The organism is Algoriphagus ratkowskyi, from assembly GCF_002150505.1.
GTDB classification, from domain to species: domain Bacteria; phylum Bacteroidota; class Bacteroidia; order Cytophagales; family Cyclobacteriaceae; genus Algoriphagus; species Algoriphagus ratkowskyi.
The window spans coordinates 70,371-88,571 of sequence record NZ_MSSV01000019.1 but is presented as its reverse complement, the minus strand read 5'-3'; the positions used below and the strand labels follow the sequence as shown (position 1 = coordinate 88,571).

13 protein-coding genes are annotated in these 18,201 nt (G+C 40.9%); 2 read left to right on the top strand and 11 right to left on the bottom strand.

What is annotated here, in order from left to right; translation table 11 throughout:
• Positions 1-15: 15 nt before the first annotated feature.
• The 7 genes from BVH02_RS17430 to BVH02_RS17400 all read right to left on the bottom strand — a co-directional run bounded on the left by BVH02_RS17430 (position 16) and on the right by BVH02_RS17400 (position 11,250).
• The gene (locus BVH02_RS17430) at positions 16-2,388 is read right to left on the bottom strand and encodes a multicopper oxidase domain-containing protein (RefSeq protein WP_223271905.1); all 2,373 of its coding nucleotides are present in this window, start codon (positions 2,386-2,388) and stop codon (positions 16-18) included.
• A gap of 57 nt (positions 2,389-2,445) precedes the next feature.
• A complete protein-coding gene (locus BVH02_RS17425) occupies positions 2,446-2,904 on the bottom strand; it encodes a DUF305 domain-containing protein (RefSeq protein ID WP_086502749.1) in 459 nt (152 codons plus the stop codon).
• 141 nt (positions 2,905-3,045) lie between these two features.
• Positions 3,046-4,827: an efflux RND transporter periplasmic adaptor subunit gene (locus BVH02_RS17420; protein WP_086502748.1), complete on the bottom strand. Its 1,782-nt coding sequence runs from the start codon at positions 4,825-4,827 to the stop codon at positions 3,046-3,048.
• 4 nt (positions 4,828-4,831) lie between these two features.
• Positions 4,832-6,247 carry a TolC family protein gene (locus BVH02_RS17415; protein ID WP_086502747.1) on the bottom strand — a complete coding sequence of 472 codons (1,416 nt, stop codon included), beginning with the start codon at positions 6,245-6,247 and terminating at the stop codon, positions 4,832-4,834.
• Positions 6,248-6,343: 96 nt separating this feature from the next.
• Positions 6,344-10,153, bottom strand: a complete 3,810-nt coding sequence (locus BVH02_RS17410) for an efflux RND transporter permease subunit (protein WP_086502746.1) — start codon at positions 10,151-10,153, stop codon at positions 6,344-6,346.
• 97 nt (positions 10,154-10,250) lie between these two features.
• Positions 10,251-10,667, bottom strand: coding sequence for an HYC_CC_PP family protein (locus BVH02_RS17405; protein WP_143244237.1), 417 nt, complete (start codon positions 10,665-10,667; stop codon positions 10,251-10,253).
• 163 nt (positions 10,668-10,830) lie between these two features.
• Positions 10,831-11,250 (bottom strand): CHY zinc finger protein, encoded by a 420-nt coding sequence (locus BVH02_RS17400; RefSeq protein ID WP_086502744.1) that lies wholly within the window; start codon positions 11,248-11,250, stop codon positions 10,831-10,833.
• 201 nt (positions 11,251-11,451) lie between these two features.
• On the opposite strand from BVH02_RS17400, the gene BVH02_RS17395 reads away from it, so the two are divergent.
• Positions 11,452-12,663, top strand: a complete 1,212-nt coding sequence (locus tag BVH02_RS17395; RefSeq protein WP_086502743.1) for a DUF2254 domain-containing protein — start codon at positions 11,452-11,454, stop codon at positions 12,661-12,663.
• 15 nt (positions 12,664-12,678) lie between these two features.
• On the opposite strand, the gene BVH02_RS17390 is transcribed toward BVH02_RS17395, so the two are convergent.
• From BVH02_RS17390 to BVH02_RS17375, 4 genes are all read right to left on the bottom strand, one after another.
• Positions 12,679-13,464 (bottom strand): AAA family ATPase, encoded by a 786-nt coding sequence (locus tag BVH02_RS17390; RefSeq protein ID WP_143244236.1) that lies wholly within the window; start codon positions 13,462-13,464, stop codon positions 12,679-12,681.
• 84 nt (positions 13,465-13,548) lie between these two features.
• Entirely contained in the window at positions 13,549-13,758 is a 210-nt protein-coding gene (locus BVH02_RS17385; RefSeq protein WP_086502741.1) for a heavy-metal-associated domain-containing protein, read from the bottom strand.
• A 140-nt stretch (positions 13,759-13,898) separates the two neighbouring features.
• A complete protein-coding gene (locus BVH02_RS17380) occupies positions 13,899-16,127 on the bottom strand; it encodes a heavy metal translocating P-type ATPase (protein ID WP_086502740.1) in 2,229 nt (742 codons plus the stop codon).
• A gap of 366 nt (positions 16,128-16,493) precedes the next feature.
• Positions 16,494-17,072: a YceI family protein gene (locus tag BVH02_RS17375; protein WP_086502739.1), complete on the bottom strand. Its 579-nt coding sequence runs from the start codon at positions 17,070-17,072 to the stop codon at positions 16,494-16,496.
• A 233-nt stretch (positions 17,073-17,305) separates the two neighbouring features.
• On the opposite strand from BVH02_RS17375, the gene BVH02_RS17370 reads away from it, so the two are divergent.
• Entirely contained in the window at positions 17,306-18,076 is a 771-nt protein-coding gene (locus BVH02_RS17370) for a cupin domain-containing protein (protein WP_086502738.1), read from the top strand.
• Positions 18,077-18,201: the final 125 nt, after the last annotated feature.

Below are 18,201 nucleotides of genomic sequence, written 5' to 3'. Positions count from 1 at the left end.
GTATCAACCTATATATTAAAACCGAACTGTCAGTCCACCACCAGCGCCAAAGCGATTGTCGTAGCTTCCCATGACGGAGAAGTTTCTGGAAAAAATATAACTCGCACCTGCTGACCAGGTAGTTTCACCTTTGTAATTTGAGTTTTCACCAGACTCAGGAAGTGTATTAGTTAATCCAAAGTCCATTTGGTACTCATAGCTTCCGAATATGCTGGTACGAGGGAAAATCATGATTTCTCGATTGATTCTAAACTCTGGTCGGAGTTTGCTATCCAGTCTTACATCCAGGTTGAATAGGTAAGGGGTGAGGAATCGAATACCAACTACAGCAGTGGTGCTGATTTCATCCAGACTTTTTTCGATTTCATTTTCCATATTTACCCCAGCAAAGACTCTGAAATAGTCATAGAGATATCGCTCGTAACTTACTTCTGCCTCAAAATTCCGGTTATATCCATATTCAGCATTCAGATTGAACTGATTTCGTATGTTAGAGGACATCAGGTTTACTTCCGTCATGTGCGATGCGATTTCTGCTGAACCCCAGTTGAAATATTCATCACTTTCTTTGATGAGTTTCTTAAGTGGGAATTCCTTCATTCTCGGATCTCGTGGCGTATCATAAGAGAAAACTCTTGCCATACCACCCATCATGTGGTAAAGCACATGACAGTGAAAAAACCAATCTCCTTCTTCTGTTCCTTCAAATTCTATAGTGATCTTCTGCATTGGCGGAACGTTCACGGTATGCTTTAATGGTGAATATTCTCCCTTGTCATTAATGACTCTGAAGAAATGCCCATGTAGGTGCATAGGATGATGCATCATCGTGAGGTTGTTCAACGTGATTCGGGTCACTTTTCCGCCTTCGATCTTGATCTTATCCGCTTCAGCCAGTGGTACGCCATTCATACTCCAGATGTATCGCCACATGTTTCCAGTAAGGTTTAGCAATACTTCATTTACTGGTTCATCGGCTGGAAAATTTGTTTTTTCAGGTGATTTGAGGTAATCGTAATTGTATTCGGCAAACATATCCATACCTGGCATTTTGTCCGTGGATTTTTCCATATCCATTTTATGATCCATTTCCATAGGTTTATTCATAGGATCATTGTGGTTCATTTTAGAATGATCCATGCCTTGCATAGCAGCTTTCTTAGAAGAATCACTGGTGCTTTTCTCCTCCATATTCATCTTGGAATGATCCATTTTCATATCAGACTTCTCCATCTTGGAATGATCCATTTTCATGTCCTTATGATCCATATTGTCCATGTTCATTGAATCATCCATCTGCATTCCCCACTTATTCATCATTTCTTTAGGCTCTTCTTCGGATGGTTTAAACTTCATGGCAGGTGCACCCATCTTCATGTCCATCTTTGCCATTTTCATCATCATTCCAATTTTGTCAGGACGAGGAACATCCGCTGCAGCCAGAACATCTCCTTTTCCTAGGAAAGCAGAAGTTTGTCCCGAACCATCTTGTACAGTAGCTCTGATTTCTATTTTTCCAGAATCAGGAATTGTGACAATGAAATCGTAGGTTTCGGCGATAGCTATGAAAGTCTTATTGTGAGCGACAGGAACCACATCCAGACCGTCAGCAGAAACAAGCAATGGTTCTTCTCCACCGAATGTTAACCAGAATTGAGAGGAGGCCGCACCGTTGATCATGCGTACACGAACTTTGTCCCCAGGTTTGTAATCAGGATACTGTGTAGTCTCTTGACCATTATTCAGGAAAGCATTGTAGTAGATATCTGCAATGTCAGCTCCCTCCATTCTCTGTTTCCAGAAATTTATCTGAGCACCAAAGCCTCCACGGCCAATCACTTGATTCAGCGGAGTGGCAGTTCCCTTTTTAATATTGTACCACTCATTTCCTCGCTTTAGATTGCGCAAAACATTCATTGCCTTTTGATTGGTCCAATCAGAAAGTAGAATGACCAAATCTGAATCATATTCCAAAGTTTTTTCCTTCGGTTCAATCACGATAGAGCCATAAACGCCGCTTTGCTCTTGTAGCATAGTATGGGAATGATACCAATAAGTGCCGGATTGGATCAATGGAAACTCATATTTCTGAGTTTCACCTGGGTGAATAGGAGGGGTAGTGAGATAAGGTACACCATCAAAGAAATTTGGAAGTAAAATTCCATGCCAGTGCACGGAAGTTTCCACATCCATTTCATTTTTGACATAAATGACCGCGTAGTCGCCTTCCTTAAAAGTAAGTGTAGGACCAGGAATCCCATCATTCACCGTCATTGCTGGCACAGGCTTTCCTGCCTTCGAGACCATTTCTTGTTTTAATATGAGCGTGTAAGTAGAAGTATCAGTGGGAGCCTCTTGTGCGTAGCTAGTCGCAAATCCTAAAACCATAAAGGCTAGGAAGGCGACTGGTATAAATAGTAGATATAGTTTAAATCTCATGTTTAATTATTTATTGGATTCCAGTCTATTAATCATCGCTTTCATTTGGGCGATTTCCTTTTTTTGTGCTTCGATGATATCTTGAGCCAATTTCTGTGCTTCCGGATCTTTCAAATGTGCTTTTTGACTTACCATTATAGCTGATGAGTGATGAGGAATCATCGCTTTCATCCATTGTACATCAGCAATCATCGTTTGATTTCTGAGCATAGACAATGTGCCAAAGAAGATGATCAACGCACTTCCTATGATCAAATAATTGGCTTTTTTATTTTCATACATCCCCCACATAAATAGCATCATGGTAACTGCCATAGCGGAAATCATCAAAATGGTCATGTAAGTTCTGGTGGTGCTAAGCATGACATGATCGAAAATGTCAGCATTTAAAAACATCACTCCATACATGATGACAAAAGAAACTGCCATCATGATTGCGAATTTTTGATAGGATTTACTTTTCATGGTTTGGTTGTTTAGATGTTAGTTATTGGATATCTGTTATTGGTTTTCGAAGGACTTATGTGCGAATTGCCTACACAATACTCCCTACTTCTATATCAAAACCTTCGAGGTTGAAAAGAGACCTCAATGGTTATCCACTGACTAATGATTATGTTCTCCAGAACTAGCTACAGGTTTTGTGCCAGCCAAGTCCATAACTGGTTGACCCTTAAGATAAGTTGCCTTCACTTCCCCGCATGTAAGCATGGATTGCCCATAATAAGGGTTCCGAATGTCAGAAGATTCACTCAGCCAATAAGCTCCTTTGTTATCAAAAGCCATCGGGCAAAATTCCTTATATACCTTGTCTTTCGTCAGTCCAAAGGTTTCTGTCAAATCAAGAAATGCCTGTGAAAGTGGTGCAAAATGCGATCGCTGCTTTTCGATATCAGTTTCTTTTGATATCATTCCCGAAGCTTTTGAGACCTCACTCATAATGGACATCCATCGATCATGAGCTGCACCTTTCACCAAATTCATATCAACTTTTGATAGGCTACTTTGTACTGAAGCGGCTGCTTTTTGAGTGGCTGATGCATCGTCATTAACTAAACTGTTTTTGACTTTAAAATATTCCTCAGTCAACTGAGTCAACTGGGATTGGAAAGCAGGAGAAACTTCCACCGTCTTCTTGACAGGTCTATTCATCATGCTGTAACCTCCAGCTAACTGAGAAGCAGCATCAATCGCAAAGACGCCATTGGTTACTATCTCTTCTCCAACCTCCAATCCAGCCTCTACAGCGTACATATCACCCATTTTTGAGCCAATGGTAATTTCACGCATTTCAAAGGTTGGGTATTCGGAGTTTGGAACTTTTACATAAACGATTGATCGCTTTCCCGACCAAAGTAAAGCAGTTCGGGGAATGGCAATACCGCTTTTTTGTCCTTTAGCATTCGTCTTTATTTTTGCATTGACAAACATCTCTGGTAGAAGTTTTCCTCCAGGATTGGCTATCTCAGCACGCAGAGAAGCAGCTCTTGTATTTGGATTTAATATGGGGTCGATGTAAGTGACCTTAGCTGTAAAGGTTTGCCCTGGTATGCCAGCCACCTCAAATGATATTGGATTGCCGATTGCTACCAATGGTAAGTCTGATTCATAGGCATCGAGCATTACCCAGATTTTATCAAGGTCAACAATACTGAATAGCACTGTTCCAGTACTCACATAATCGCCAACTGAAATATTCCGCTGAGTCACTATGCCACTTCGTTCGGCCAATACATCAAATTCTGTTTTAGTCGTTCCAGAAGTTTCAATGCTTGAAATTTGTGCATCTGACAATTTCCATAGTCTCAACTTTTCGCGAGCCGCTTGGTACAATTCGGGAAATACTGACCTCGTTTTTGCTGCCTCAAGCAGCTCCTTTTGCGCCGTGACCAACTCAGGGGAATAAATGGTGGCTAAGAGTTGACCTGCTCTTACTTTTTCTCCGGTAAAGCTCACATTCAGCTTTTCAATTCTTCCTGGGAATTTTGCCGTTACTGAAGCATTTTGACGCTCATCTGCTTGGATTTTTCCAGTTAATCGAAGTTCTCCATCGCTGTTCATTCCACCTACAATAGAGGTTTGCACATTGGCCATGGCAACAGCTTCTGGACTCATCTCATGAGCCAAAGGATTGGTATTGCCAGAGGATTTTCCTGTAGTCATTGGGATCAGATCCATGCCACAAATCGGACAATCTCCAGGTTCGTTTAATTTAATCTGTGGGTGCATGGAGCAGGTCCAGATTTGATTAGCTAAAGCCTCCACTCCGTGATTGTGTTCTGCATCAGTAGTTTCAGGTGCAGATGGACTGATCAGCCATCCAATCGTGATCCCGAGGATAAACAGCAATCCTCCAAATAGGTATAACTTTCTTGTTTTAGTTTCCATGAGATTAATTTGAATAAGGTTGAATTCCGGTAGCTGAAAGCATATCGAGCATGGCTAGGGAAGTATATTGTCTTGTGATTGCAGCAATTTTCGAAAACTCGTAATCAAGCACCAATTGCTGAGCTCTGAGCACTTCTTCGAAATCTTGCCCATTGGTAGCATAAGATGTCAGTAACAGACTGAGGCTTTGCTTTGCCAACTCGAGTTGTTGTTCGTAGAGTTTGACCTTTCGATTGGCATCTTCGAGATCTCGGAAGGATTTTGCCCAAGCGATCTCCAATTGATTCAAGGTGTTTTCTTTCTTATATCGCACGGACTCTTGAAGTAATTCTGCTTCCTTGATTCGTGCATTGGTCTTTTTGCGGTAGATAGGTAGAGTCATTGTGACCATCGGCATGAACATGTCATCGCCACCCATAGGCATTCCATTCTCAATGCGAGGTTTAAAAGGCATGTAATTCACACCTGCACCAAACATTGGTCTACCGTCTAGCCTGGCCATTTGCTTTTGCGATTCCAGTGCAGAGAGCTCTGCATCATACATAGCTATCATAGGATTGTTAGAACTGATGCTATCAAGAATGGCCTGTTTTTCCAGATTCATGGCAAATGGAAGCAAAGGTTCAGGATTGGAAATTTGTGAATCTCGATCCACATTCATCAGCTTATTTAATTCAATTTCCAGCGGCTCTTTATTTGACTTTAGTAATTCCAGATCATTTTCCAAGGCATTGATTTGTAGTCGAATTCGAAGTACGTCTGTCATGCCGGGCCCTGTGGAACCCATTGCCGCGGGTGAAGCCATAGCAGGAGCCTTTGCCTGATTGGACATTCCTTCAGGTTGGTTTCCCATCGTATTCATTCCTCCTGAACCGGTGGAGAAACTAGCACTTGGAGCAGATGCCATAGGAGAAGAATTAGAGCCTGCAGATGAATTCGCTGCGCTTTCAAAACGGATCAGCGCCATTCTTTCATACTGCTGAAGAATCTTTAGATTTTCTTCCGTGATTCTAATTTCCTGCTCTAATTCTGCCAAAGCATACCAAGTTGTTTTGACTTGATAGAAGAGGTTGTTTTTAGCATCTAGGAAAAGTTGGTATCTGGCCAATGCCATTTGATCCGCCTCAGATTCCTGCGCTTTGAGCATTCCAAACCATGGAAACATTTGCATCAATTGAACATCCGCTTGTTGGATTCCCATCAGGCGCATCATAGGCTGAAGAAAAATCCCAACTTGTAATTCTGGGTCTGGCAGACTTACCTGGTTTCCCCGCTCCGAAGCAGCTAGGTATTCATTATAATAGGCTTTGAGTTCAGGATTATTTTCTGCGGCCTTGATCAAGTGATCTTCTAGACTTTGCGCTAGCGAAATCTGAGTGACTCCTGCTAAAAGCATGATCAATGAGAGTAGCTTTTTCATGTGTTTATAATTTGATTTTTATTGGCCACATGGAATCTCGCAGGGCTTAGAATCATCTCGGTGTGTGACTCTGGAGTCATGCTCGATTTCATAGGGTTATAATTTCTTGTTTTTTAATTTTCGCTCAGCCCACCAGCTATAAAGCACCGGGACAAGGAAAAGTGTGATCAACTCAATCGTCATTCCCCCAAAAGAAGGAATCGCCATAGGAATCATAATATCGGAACCTCTACCTGAAGAGGAGAGTACTGGAATCAAGGCCAAGAGGGTAGTGGCAGTAGTCATTAGACATGGAAGCACACGCTTGCTACCTGCTTCCAAAACCGCTGCTCGAATCTCTTTGACAGTTTCTGGTTTACGGGTTTCAAAACTTTGCTTCAAATATGAGGCGACCACCACACCATCATCTGTAGCAATGCCGAACAAGGCAATAAAGCCTACCCAGACAGCAACACTGAGATTGTAATTCTTCATTTGGAAGAGCTCTCGCATTTCTGTTCCGAAGAAAGAGAAATTGAGAAACCAGTCCTGACCATAAAACCAGAGCATCAAGAATCCACCAGAAAAGGCCATCGCAATCCCTGAAAACACAAATATTGTGGTGGAAATTGACTTAAACTGAAAGTATAGAATTAGGAAAATTGCAATCAAACAGAGCGGAACAACAATGGCTAAGCGCTGCTCAGCTCGTAATTGATTTTCGTAAGATCCAGAAAAGACATAACGAACTCCGGAAGGAACAATAAGTTCACCAGAGTCGATTTTGCTCTTTATGTAGCGTTGAGCGTCTTCGACTACGGTAACTTCTGCAAAGCCTGGCATTTTGTCCAAAAGCACAAAGCCAACCAGAAAGCTATTTTCCCCTCGAATCATATCTGGTCCAGCTCTATAAGTAATATTTGCCAGTTGCCCGAGCGGAATATAATTTCCAAGCGGAGTAGGAACCTGAATGCTTTCGATTGCTGCCGGATCATCCCGGAATTCACGAGCATAGCGAACACGGATCGGATATCGCTCGCGACCTTCGACGGTAGTACTCAATTTCATTCCACCAATGGCAGTTTCAATAAAGTCTTGCACATCGACTACATTCATTCCATATCTGGAGATTTGCTCTCGATCAATGTCAAGTTCTAGGTAAGGCTTGCCCACAATTCGATCTGCAAATACCGCTTCCTTCTTCACGGAAGGCACTTCCTTGAGGTATTGCTCTAGCCTCATTCCAAACGCTTCAATGGTCTGAAGGTCTGGTCCGTAAACTTTAATACCCATCGGAGCACGCATGCCCGTTTGGAGCATCACCAGTCTCGTCTCTATCGGCTGAAGTTTAGGTGAAGAAGTGACTCCAGGAATATCTATGACAGAAATTATTTCATCCCAGATGTCATCAGGAGATTTGATTTCTGCTCGCCACTGACGGAAATATTCTCCGTCTTCATCAGCAATTAGGTTGTCACTTTTGACTTTGCTTGGGGTATTTAGGCTTGGATCGTAGGGTTCACCCGATTTCAATTCATAGAAACCATCCTTATTGACTTTGAATCGACTTCTATTTCCATTCGCATCGGTCGCATATTCCGATTTATAGTTGATCGTATTTTCAAACATGGAAATAGGTGCAGGATCGATGGCAGTCTCTGCCCGGCCTGCTTTTCCAACCACCATATCCACTTCAGGAATAGCAGTGACAAGCATATCCAACCGTTGAAGGACTTCCTTATTCTCTGCCAATCCAGAGTGCGGCATAGTCGTCGGCATCAATAGGAAAGAGCCTTCATTGAGTGAGGGCATAAATTCTTTTCCCAATCCCGGAAAGCTATGAGTCATACCTGACCAGAATCCTGTGGCACGAAGATTCCATCCAATTCGGTCGGCTGAATTAGAGAAAACCCCAAATACTCGATCAAAACCTAACCAGACATTAATACCCAAAAGGAAAATTACAATGGGTAGGATTAAAAATTTGCCTTTATTATTGAGACACCAAAGTAGAATCCGCGGATAGAAGCGAAGGAAAATGGAGAAAGTAACTAAGACCATACCGATGATCAAGGCAATGAATATAAAGTTGATCAACAAACTATTCGAAACTCCCAGTGGAAGCCATTTGATAGTTAGTAACCAAGAAATCGCAATCACCGTAATTCCAACTCGGATATAATCCTGATAAGATTCAAGTCGCTCTGGATAATAGTGGATTAGTAAGTTTGCTACTCCAAAAGCAAAAAGCACCCAGCCTGCCCAAGAGTAAACTGTAAAGGCAACGATTGGTCCCAGAATCACCAATGCGATATTCAAGTAAAGACTTCTTCGTTTGCTAGCACTTTTCATGGAAAAAATCCAATGAGAAAAGGCTGGCATTATCAGCAAAGTGAAAATCAAAGCTGATATCAATGCAAAAGATTTGGTGTAGGCTAATGGTCCAAACAGTTTGCCTTCGGCCGCTTGAAGTGTGAATACCGGCAGAAAGCTGACAATGGTTGTACTTACTGCAGTAAGTATTGCCGAAGCTACTTCAGAAGTAGCCAAGTACACAGTCTTCATTTTCGACTCACCTTCAGGAGCCTCTTCAAGGTGCCGGAGAATATTTTCATTTAGAATAATCCCCAAATCCACCATGGTCCCAATAGCTATGGCAATACCTGAAAGTGCCACAATATTGGCATCAACCCCGAAGTATTTCATGAAAATAAAACACATCAGCACGGCCAACGGCAATAATGCAGAGATCAGGAATGAAGCTCGGAGATTAGAGACCATCACTACGATTACGATAATAGTAATCAGGATTTGGAGGGAAATGGCTTCGTAAAGTGTACCGAGTGTCTCGAAAATCAATCCTGAGCGATCGTAAAAGGGAACTATTGTGACTTTGGAAACCCGTCCATCAGCCAAGGTTTTGGAAGGTAGACCCTCAGAAAGTTTCTCGATTTCGGATTTTACACCTTGGATCACAGCCAGTGGATTGTCTCCATATCGAGCGATCACAACTCCACCTACAGCTTCAGCACCTGATTTATCCAAGATCCCGCCCATATTTCTGACTTGGGGACCAATGTTTACTTTGGCCACATCCCTGATCCGGATTGGGACATTATCAGTTACTTTGACTACTGCCTGATCCAGGTCGGAGAGTTCTTCGACATAACCCAAACCTCGGACGAAATAATCCACTCGATTAACTTCGATTGTATTTGCGCTGACGTCCAAATTGCTTTTTCGGACTGCCTGCATCACATCCATAAGTGTCACACCATAGGCCTTCAGGGCTGTAGGATCTACATCCACTTGATATTCTTTGACATAACCACCTACTGAAGCTACTTCAGAAACTCCTTCAACTGCTGTCAGTGAATAGCGGATGTAATAGTCTTGAATGCTTCGTAACTCATGAAGATCCCAACCTCCTGCAGGATTTCCGTCCGCATCGCGACCTTCAAGCGTGTACCAAAATACTTGTCCTAGCGCTGTCGCATCAGGTCCGAGCTTGGGTTGAACTCCCTCAGGAAGAAGTCCAGCTGGTAGGGAATTGAGTTTTTCTAAAACCCTAGAACGACTCCAGTAGAATTCAGTATCCTCATCGAAAATGATATAGATACTGGAAAAACCAAAAGCAGAACTGCTACGGACACTCGTCACTCCAGGCAAACCAAGAAGTGACGTGGTGAGGGGATATGTGATTTGGTCTTCTACATCCTGAGGAGATCGCCCCATCCATTCTGTGAAGACTATTTGTTGGTTTTCACCTATATCAGGAATCGCATCCACAGGGACAGGATTTCTTGGGAGAATCCCTGTTTCCCAATTAAAGGGAGCGGTAATAATACCTCCGGCGATAATTAGCAGAAGGAGAAGTACAGTTACGAGTTTATTTTCAAGAAAAAACTTGATAATGGAATTAAGCATGATTTAATCCTGGTAAAAGGAGAAACTAGATAGAAAAGGCTAAGAGGTTGATTACCACTAGCTAAAAAGAGGTCGAACGACCTATTACCAGGAAATATTAAATCAAGAATGATTGGAAAAGGATGACAAAATCCTTTTCAGTCGGGGGAGGAATAAAGAAGGAAAATTGCTGCTCTGACGAAGTAGTTGGAGCAATTCCGAAAATAAATGTTTGGGTAAATGCTGCAATAAAAATATGGTGAGCAGCGCCAATTTTTACAATTTTAAGGTTTTGGTCAGCGTCATTGTGAACCAATTCAAATTGATTTTGGCAGCATTCATTGGCAAATTTAAAGTCTACATGTTCCGAAGTGGAAGATTGCTGATGATTATTCATTCCACAATCCAGATGCTTTACTGCTAAACCAAATTCCGCCATCATTTCCGATCCCATACAGATATGGGTACTCTTAGCCATTCCAATGCTTGAGAGCATTAATAGAAGTGCGAGCGCTATGGAGATTTGCTTTTTCAATCGGGTAAAGTTACGGAATTGTTAGGGAAGGGTTTGTTTTTATCTCTTATAATATAGAAAAGAAATTTGATAATGGTATTACTTTAATTCATTGTGTGAGTTAATTATTGGATTTATGAGCTAGATTTTGAGTGATTATATAGCCTAAACCACCGTTTATTTTTCAATCCACAGTTTCAAAGTACAAATGATAATGCTTGCTACATCCGGGGTTGAATGCAGCAGTACAGTTTGGGCAGGTGTTTCCACTAGCCTGGTAATCTGCGATTGTCAATTCCGATCCACAGACTCCACATAAAATCGCCTTGGTATCGAATTCGGCTTTTGGCCAAACTTGAGGCTTGTGATCCGCTTCTTCCTCATGGCAAGAAAAGCATGGATAATACTTCTCGCAGCATTTAAACTTGATAGCAATCACATCCAAATCCGAATGCCAGTGCTGACAGCGAGTCTGGTTATCGACGGTTTTTCCGTAGACATTGACTCCTTTGATGCTGGACTTTACGAGGGGAAGGAGTGGAGCTTGCTGGGCCATAGCTTGGCTGGAAAAGAGTACCAGAATAAAAAGGAGGAGTGTCTTCATGACGTGTTTTTTTGTATTACTAAATCCTTTAAAAGTGGAAAGTTATACATTGAATTTGCAACTTATGATATAAAATCTATGAAATTGAGATTCAAAGCAGATGTCTCAGCATGACAGATCTTCGAATAGTTGGGATTAATCTATTTAGATATATTGCAAAGAACATTGGAATTAAATCAATGTCGATATTAACTTAATTAAATGTATAAAATAAGAATATGGCTGATTTCTAGATATCAGACCTTTGTTTCTAGTATAGCCTTCATTCCTGGACTGATAAGTTTAGGTTTTTTAATCTTGGCAGTCTTAGTGATAACTTTTGATTTTTCCGGAGCAGGTCTGCAATTAAAATCAGACATTCCTTGGTTATCAATCCAGGATCCTTCTACTGCTCGAAGTATCCTAGGAGCAATAGCTGGAGGAATTATCTCTCTTACAGTATTCAGTTTCTCGATGGTAATGATTGTTCTCAGTCAGGCTGCATCGCAAATGAGTAACAGGGTCTTGGATAAGCTGATCGGAAACCGATTTCAGCAGATTGTTCTTGGGATTTACATCGGAACAATCATATATACTTTTTTCCTATTCATCACGATTCGCGAACAGGAAGAATCTTTTCAAATCCCTTCTCTCAGTATTTTTTTACTGACCATCATCACCGTATTAGATGTTTTCATCTTCATATATTTCCTTCACTACATCACTCAGTCTGTAAAATACAATGTCATTATAGATAGAATCAAAAAATCGACTTTTGATGGGATGAAGAATTTCTGCGGTGCAAAGATTGAAGTGGAGCAACAACCTCATTTTGCAGGGCTATCTTTAATAAGAGCCTCATGCTCTGGTGTTTTTGAAGGTTTTGTTGACAATGAAATGAAGGGTTTCTTATCAGAAAATAAGTGCAGTATGCTTGCTAGTTTTCCTATGGGCACCTACATTCTCCGAGGGCAGCCTATTCTAAAATGTAGTCGACACTTGGATGATAGTCAGATGGAACAAGCAGTGTTGGGGATAATAATTAGTGATCAGGAATCCATGGTACGGAACTATGAATATGGATTTAGACAACTCTCGGAGATTGCTTTAAAAGCCCTAAGTCCAGGTATTAATGACCCCGGGACTGCCATAATAAGTTTTAGAGCCATGATAGATTTATTTGGATTTAGAGCTTTGCACTTTCCGCCGTCCACACTTTCGGTAGAAGAGACTTCTTTTGTAATTCATCGTAGCGAATTGAGTTTTGATGAATTATTTGAAAAGGCGGTGTACCCAATCTGGGACTATGGAAAAGAGGATAGAATGATTAGGCATGAGTTTAAATTATTGCTGGAGCAACTTCTATTAGTAACGGCATCAACACCCGTCAAAACCCTTCTTTTGGATGTAGATAAAAAATTGGAGGAGAAATAAAATTTATTCTTCAGTCTATAGATGCCTTAAAAATGCATCTGGGTTATTCAGAAAGTTTTTAAGAATGGTGAAATGCTCCGTTTCCTCATAACTGACTTTCTGGATTTGATCTCCAAACTGAAATATAGTTGCTTTTGGAAGAGTCATTAGGATAGGGGAATGAGTAGCGATGATAAACTGGCAGCCGTGATTCTCTGCCAGATTTTTGATCAGGGAGAAAAGTGCCAATTGCCGCTGAGGTGAAAGTGCTGCTTCAGGTTCATCGATCAGATAGATACCTTCCGCTTGCAATCTCCCTTCTAGCACTTTCAAAAATCCCTCGCCATGAGAAACTTCAGTAAGGTTTCCATACTTTCTAATGAGTGCTTCCTTTTGGCCCAGAATCGATCCAACAGCAAGTTTTAGACCTGTGCCGCTCAATCGTTTCTCAAAATCCACTATATCTCCTTGCATCTCACGGTCCATGTTTTGAAGTCGCTTGACAAATCCAAAGTAATCCTCAGCTCTGAAGAAAAATCCACGAAAGGCTTTCTCATTCCAGAACGTTTTGATTTGCTCACCATAGCTTTTTACTCCATCAAGCGTCTGGTCACTTTCTAGATCTGAACTACCTATCGCAGGTAAGTTGAGCTTTATCGCTAACGCTTTAAGCAAAGTAGATTTTCCCGACCCATTTTCTCCAACAAAAATTGTTACCGGATTTTCAAAAGTCATCGTTTCCAAGTCAGCCAAAGACCGTATCGAAAAGGGAAACTGAGTGCTTCTGCTAGTAGGAAGATCTATTTTCTGAAGGAAGTACACGATACTTAGCTTGATAATTAACCTTCGGGTTCCGATTTATGATGGAACTCGAAGGTTTTGATACTTAATTTCTTAACTATTAATTTACTCTGGTTTTGCAATAAATCCAGCCTTCAACACAGTTTTAAAGACTTCGTCAGCAGTGATTTCTTCAGATTCTACGGTTAGAACTCTGTCTTCACTTTGTAAGTCTACAGACCAGGAATTGATCTTTGGTTCAGCATCTAGAAGAGGAGTGACTTTTGCAAGGCAATTGCCACAAGCGATATTGGTTTTGAATTTTTGAGTTTTCATTTTTATGAATTGTAAAATTTGAAAATTTGAAAATTTGTGTTCTACAGTTATAGGTAGTAAAGTGGTAAAGTCATCTTGTTTCTGTTTTTCTTTTTAATTCTAGAGTCTTAAGTCTTGGGTCTAGATTCATAACCCTTCTACTAAATACTTTTTCCTTTCAAACGAAGGCTATTCAAGACCACCGACACAGAACTTAGTGCCATAGCAGCTCCAGCGATCATGGGATCCAGTAAGAATCCATTAATAGGATAGAGAATTCCTGCCGCAATTGGGATACCAATCAGGTTGTAAATAAAGGCCCAGAATAGGTTTTCTTTAATTCCTCTAACGGTCTGGTGCGATAAATTTAAGGCTTTCGGAATAACTTCCAGATCGGAGGAAATGATCGTCATTTTCGCCACGTCCATTGCAATATCTGAACCATGTCCCATCGCGATACTGACGTCAGCTTGTGCCAAAGCTTCGGAATCGTTTATTCCATCACCGACCATGGCCACAACTTTACCTTTTGCTTGAAGTTCTTTGACGAAATCCGACTTGTCTGAAGGCATAACCTCGGCTTTATAATCCGTCAATCCCACTTCCTGGGCCACTGCGGCCGCTGTCTGCTGATTGTCACCAGTGAGCATATAAACGGCAATTCCCTTTTCTTTTAGCTTTTGGATGGCTGATTTTGAACTTGGTTTGATCACATCCGAAATGGCAATTAAAGCAAGTACAGCTATTTCATTGGCAAAGAAAATAACTGTTTTGGCTTCGTTACTCCATTTTTTGGCGAGTTCCTTTAACTCAGGATTAACCACAATTCCATTTGCCTCGATCAGTTTTGCATTTCCTACTACGAATTTTTGCTCAGCTATATTTTTTGCTTCTACACCTTTTCCTGTCAAGCTCTGAAAATCTTTAATAGCTTCAGCTTTAAAACCTTCTTCGCTTAACTTTTTGCTTACAGCATCTGCAAGCGGATGTTCTGACTTAGACTCAATCGCAAGCAGGATGGGAGCAAACTCAATCTTATTCTCCTCACTTCCCCAATTGATGTTCGAAACAGTTGGTTTTCCTGCTGTAATAGTTCCTGTTTTGTCCAGGATAATAGCGTTGACTTTATGAGCTATTTCCAAACTTTCAGCGTCCTTGATCAGAATATTGTTTTCGGCACCTTTACCTATTCCTACCATGATGGCAGTAGGAGTTGCTAAGCCAAGTGCACATGGACAGGCGATTACCAGCACAGCGACAGCATTTAGAATTGCATGCGATAAAGCATCATCTCCACCAACAATCATCCAAACAGCGAAGGTCAAGATTGAAATTCCAATCACTGTAGGTACAAAAATAGATGCGATTTTATCCACCAATTTTTGGACTGGAGCTTTGCTTCCTTGGGCTTCCTGTACTCTTTTGATGATTTGTGATAGTAATGTTTCACTTCCTACTTTCTCTGCAGTGAAGTGGAAACTTCCTTTTTGATTTATGGTACCGGCAAAGACTTGCTCATTTTCTGATTTCTCCACAGCTATTGGTTCACCGCTGATCATGCTTTCATCCACAAAGGAACTTCCTGATAGTACTTTGCCATCTACAGGAATCTTCTCTCCTGGGCGAACGATGATTTCATATCCTTTTTGAACTTCAGATATTGGGATTTCTTTCTCAACTCCATCAACAATTGCCTTTAAGGTTTTTGGCTGAAGCCCCATTAAATTCTTTAGGGCCGTAGTAGTTTTCGTCTTAGCATTTTCTTCCAGCATTTTACCAAACAGAATGAAGGTAATAATTACCGTGGCTGCCTCGTAATAAACATGCGGTTCAAAGCCACGACTGATCCAAAATTCAGGAAATAACGTGTTGAACAAACTGAAGATAAATGCGATTCCTGTACTTAAAGCCACCAGCGTATCCATATTGACAGTTTTGTTCTTCGCTTGCTTCCATGCGCTGACGAAAAAGCGTCTTCCAAAAACAGTAAGTACTGGAATCGCTAAGGCTAAGGAAATCCATGTTCCAGGTTGCCAATGCATGAAAAACATCCCGATGATAAAGATCGGTAAAGTCAAAATTGCTGCTCCAATTGTGTCCTTTTTCAGCTCTTGGTAATGTTCTTTTTGCTTACTTGAGACCATTTCTTCTACATTCTCTGTCTCTGTAATCAGTCCATAACCAATTGCAGTAAGTGCATTATTTAGACCTTCTGGCGTAATTTCATCAGTGTATTCTACCAAAACGGTACTACTGGCAAAATTTACCTGAGCGGACTTTACTCCCTCTGTATATGTAAGGATTGTTTCCACACTGGCAGCACATGCGGCGCAGGTCATGCCAGTAATGGGGAAAGTTTCTTTATGAAGTGTTTGGGTTGATTCAGCCATGAAATTCTTTGTCTTGATTGGATAGTACAAACTTAGGAAGAGAATGTGAGGGATATGTTATGGAATTTTGGGTAAGAGTTATAAGATTTTGTGATGAAAAATTTTACTCACAGTGGACGCGGAGGGATACGCAGAGAGCGTGACTCCTGTTGTTTTACTACTTCTCCAGAGACTGGACAGATATTACATTACTGGTCCATCGTGAAAGATGCGAAACTTATGAAGTGACTTGATCAGTTACTTAGGGCTATGAAATGAACATTTACTAATTAAAAAATCCTCAGACTCTCATATCCTAAAACATCCACTTTTTTAACCAAAAAAGGCCGGGATTTCCCGGCCTTTTCTATGTTGTTAACAAATTAATTACTCGCTAGCGACGAGTTTCACGTCAAGCTCTACGTCGTCATAGATTAGCTTATCAGCTAGGTTTTCGAAGTATGATCCTGAGCGGAACTTGATGTCATAGTGTGTACGATCAAATGTCAACTTCCCTGTTGCCACTATATTCCCTCCATTCACACTTACAGCCACTGGAAAAGTAACCGGCTTAGTGATGTTTTTGATGGTGAGATCGCCAGTGAGCTGATAGTCTTTGCCATTGCTGGTTTTTGCTTCAGTGATCTTGAAGTTGGATTTGTTGTGTTTTTCTACAGAGAAAAAATCATCCGATTTCAGGTGATCTGTTAGTTTTTTGTTCATACCTGCATCGGTGAGATCTTCAACAGTTAGACTTGTCATATCCATCTCGAAAGTTCCACCGAGGATTCTTCCATTTTGATAATCAAGCGTAGCAGCGGTGATAGGAACTTTTCCATGATGCTGCCCAGTAACTTTTTTGGCTGTCCAAGTGATAGTGCTTTCAGATGTGTTTACCGTGGCTACTTTCGGTGCAACTGAGAAAGCCATGAAGGCTAATGTGAATAGTAAGGTAAAGATTTTCATACGTTATGAGTTTGGTTAATTTAGAAAGCTTAGGAATCGTTTGAATAAAATAAGACGGCATGAATTAACATAAGGTTCTGATATTTACCGGTTTTCAATATGTTTATGTAAGAGGTGTTTTTATGAGTTTGTCGGTAGGAGCGTTGATATATTGAATCGCATTTCAAAGTAGTGTATTCAGATTATTAATTTCTAATTCCTATATTTATCAGGACCCCTTATAGATTTTTAATATGAAAAACATATTTCTTCTTCTCTTTTGCTTTATGACAATTTCTGTTTTTGCACAGCTCCAACCAATTAAATCTGGTGTTTTTCATTGGAATGATTTTGAAGCAAAAACTAATGGAGATCGCCAATCAAGAGCTATACTGCAGGGAGTTTCTACTCATTTGGATTACTTGTCGATGCACGCGACCACCCAAGCGGTAGGGGCAGCACCAAGCACTGCGCATGCTAATGCAGACATAGAGGAACTCGTTATTGTAAAAGAAGGGGTAATGGAAGTGATGATAGAGGGAAATGGTACCATATTGGGGCCGAATGGTGTGCTTTCACTTATGCCTCAACAGATGCATTCTCTCAAAAATGTAGGCGATACACCACTTACTTATTACGTGATCAGATATCGCTCCAAGAAACCAATGAAGATCCAACGAAGCGTGGATTCTGGAGGCACATTGATGATTAATATGGATTCTACCATTTACAAGCCCACAAGCGTAGGAGGAGTTCGATCCTATTTTGATAGGCCAACGGCGATGTGTGAGCGACTAGAAATGCACGTGACAACACTTGATAAAAAAGTGGCTAGCCATGAGCCACATGAGCACGTAGAGACGGAAATTATCCTTATGATCTCTGGAGAAACAGCGCAAATGATCGACGGAAAAGAATATACTGCCAAGGCTGGTGATTTCTATTTCATGGAATCGCAATCAAATCATGGAATTAAAAATACCTCAGATCAGCCCACCACATATTTTGCTTTTAAGTGGAAGTAAGGTGTATAGAGTAGCGCATTTTGTTTGTGATCAACAGAATCTTAAAATTACGCGTGATTTTAAAAAGGAATACTTATTTAAGTAGATAAAAAATCTATCGTGCAATCTAGACGTAGGCTGAGATA

What these genes read in the sequence shown, in the direction of transcription:
- BVH02_RS17430 (WP_223271905.1), bottom strand. Translation starts at nt 2,388, where the DNA reads ATGGTTTTAGGATTTGCGACTAGCTACGCACAAGAGGCTCCCACTGAT.
- BVH02_RS17425 (WP_086502749.1), bottom strand. Translation starts at nt 2,904, where the DNA reads ATGAAAAGTAAATCCTATCAAAAATTCGCAATCATGATGGCAGTTTCT.
- BVH02_RS17420 (WP_086502748.1), bottom strand. Translation starts at nt 4,827, where the DNA reads ATGGAAACTAAAACAAGAAAGTTATACCTATTTGGAGGATTGCTGTTT.
- BVH02_RS17415 (WP_086502747.1), bottom strand. Translation starts at nt 6,247, where the DNA reads ATGAAAAAGCTACTCTCATTGATCATGCTTTTAGCAGGAGTCACTCAG.
- BVH02_RS17410 (WP_086502746.1), bottom strand. Translation starts at nt 10,153, where the DNA reads ATGCTTAATTCCATTATCAAGTTTTTTCTTGAAAATAAACTCGTAACT.
- BVH02_RS17400 (WP_086502744.1), bottom strand. Translation starts at nt 11,250, where the DNA reads ATGAAGACACTCCTCCTTTTTATTCTGGTACTCTTTTCCAGCCAAGCT.
- BVH02_RS17395 (WP_086502743.1), top strand. Translation starts at nt 11,452, where the DNA reads ATGTATAAAATAAGAATATGGCTGATTTCTAGATATCAGACCTTTGTT.
- BVH02_RS17385 (WP_086502741.1), bottom strand. Translation starts at nt 13,758, where the DNA reads ATGAAAACTCAAAAATTCAAAACCAATATCGCTTGTGGCAATTGCCTT.
- BVH02_RS17380 (WP_086502740.1), bottom strand. Translation starts at nt 16,127, where the DNA reads ATGGCTGAATCAACCCAAACACTTCATAAAGAAACTTTCCCCATTACT.
- BVH02_RS17375 (WP_086502739.1), bottom strand. Translation starts at nt 17,072, where the DNA reads ATGAAAATCTTTACCTTACTATTCACATTAGCCTTCATGGCTTTCTCA.
- BVH02_RS17370 (WP_086502738.1), top strand. Translation starts at nt 17,306, where the DNA reads ATGAAAAACATATTTCTTCTTCTCTTTTGCTTTATGACAATTTCTGTT.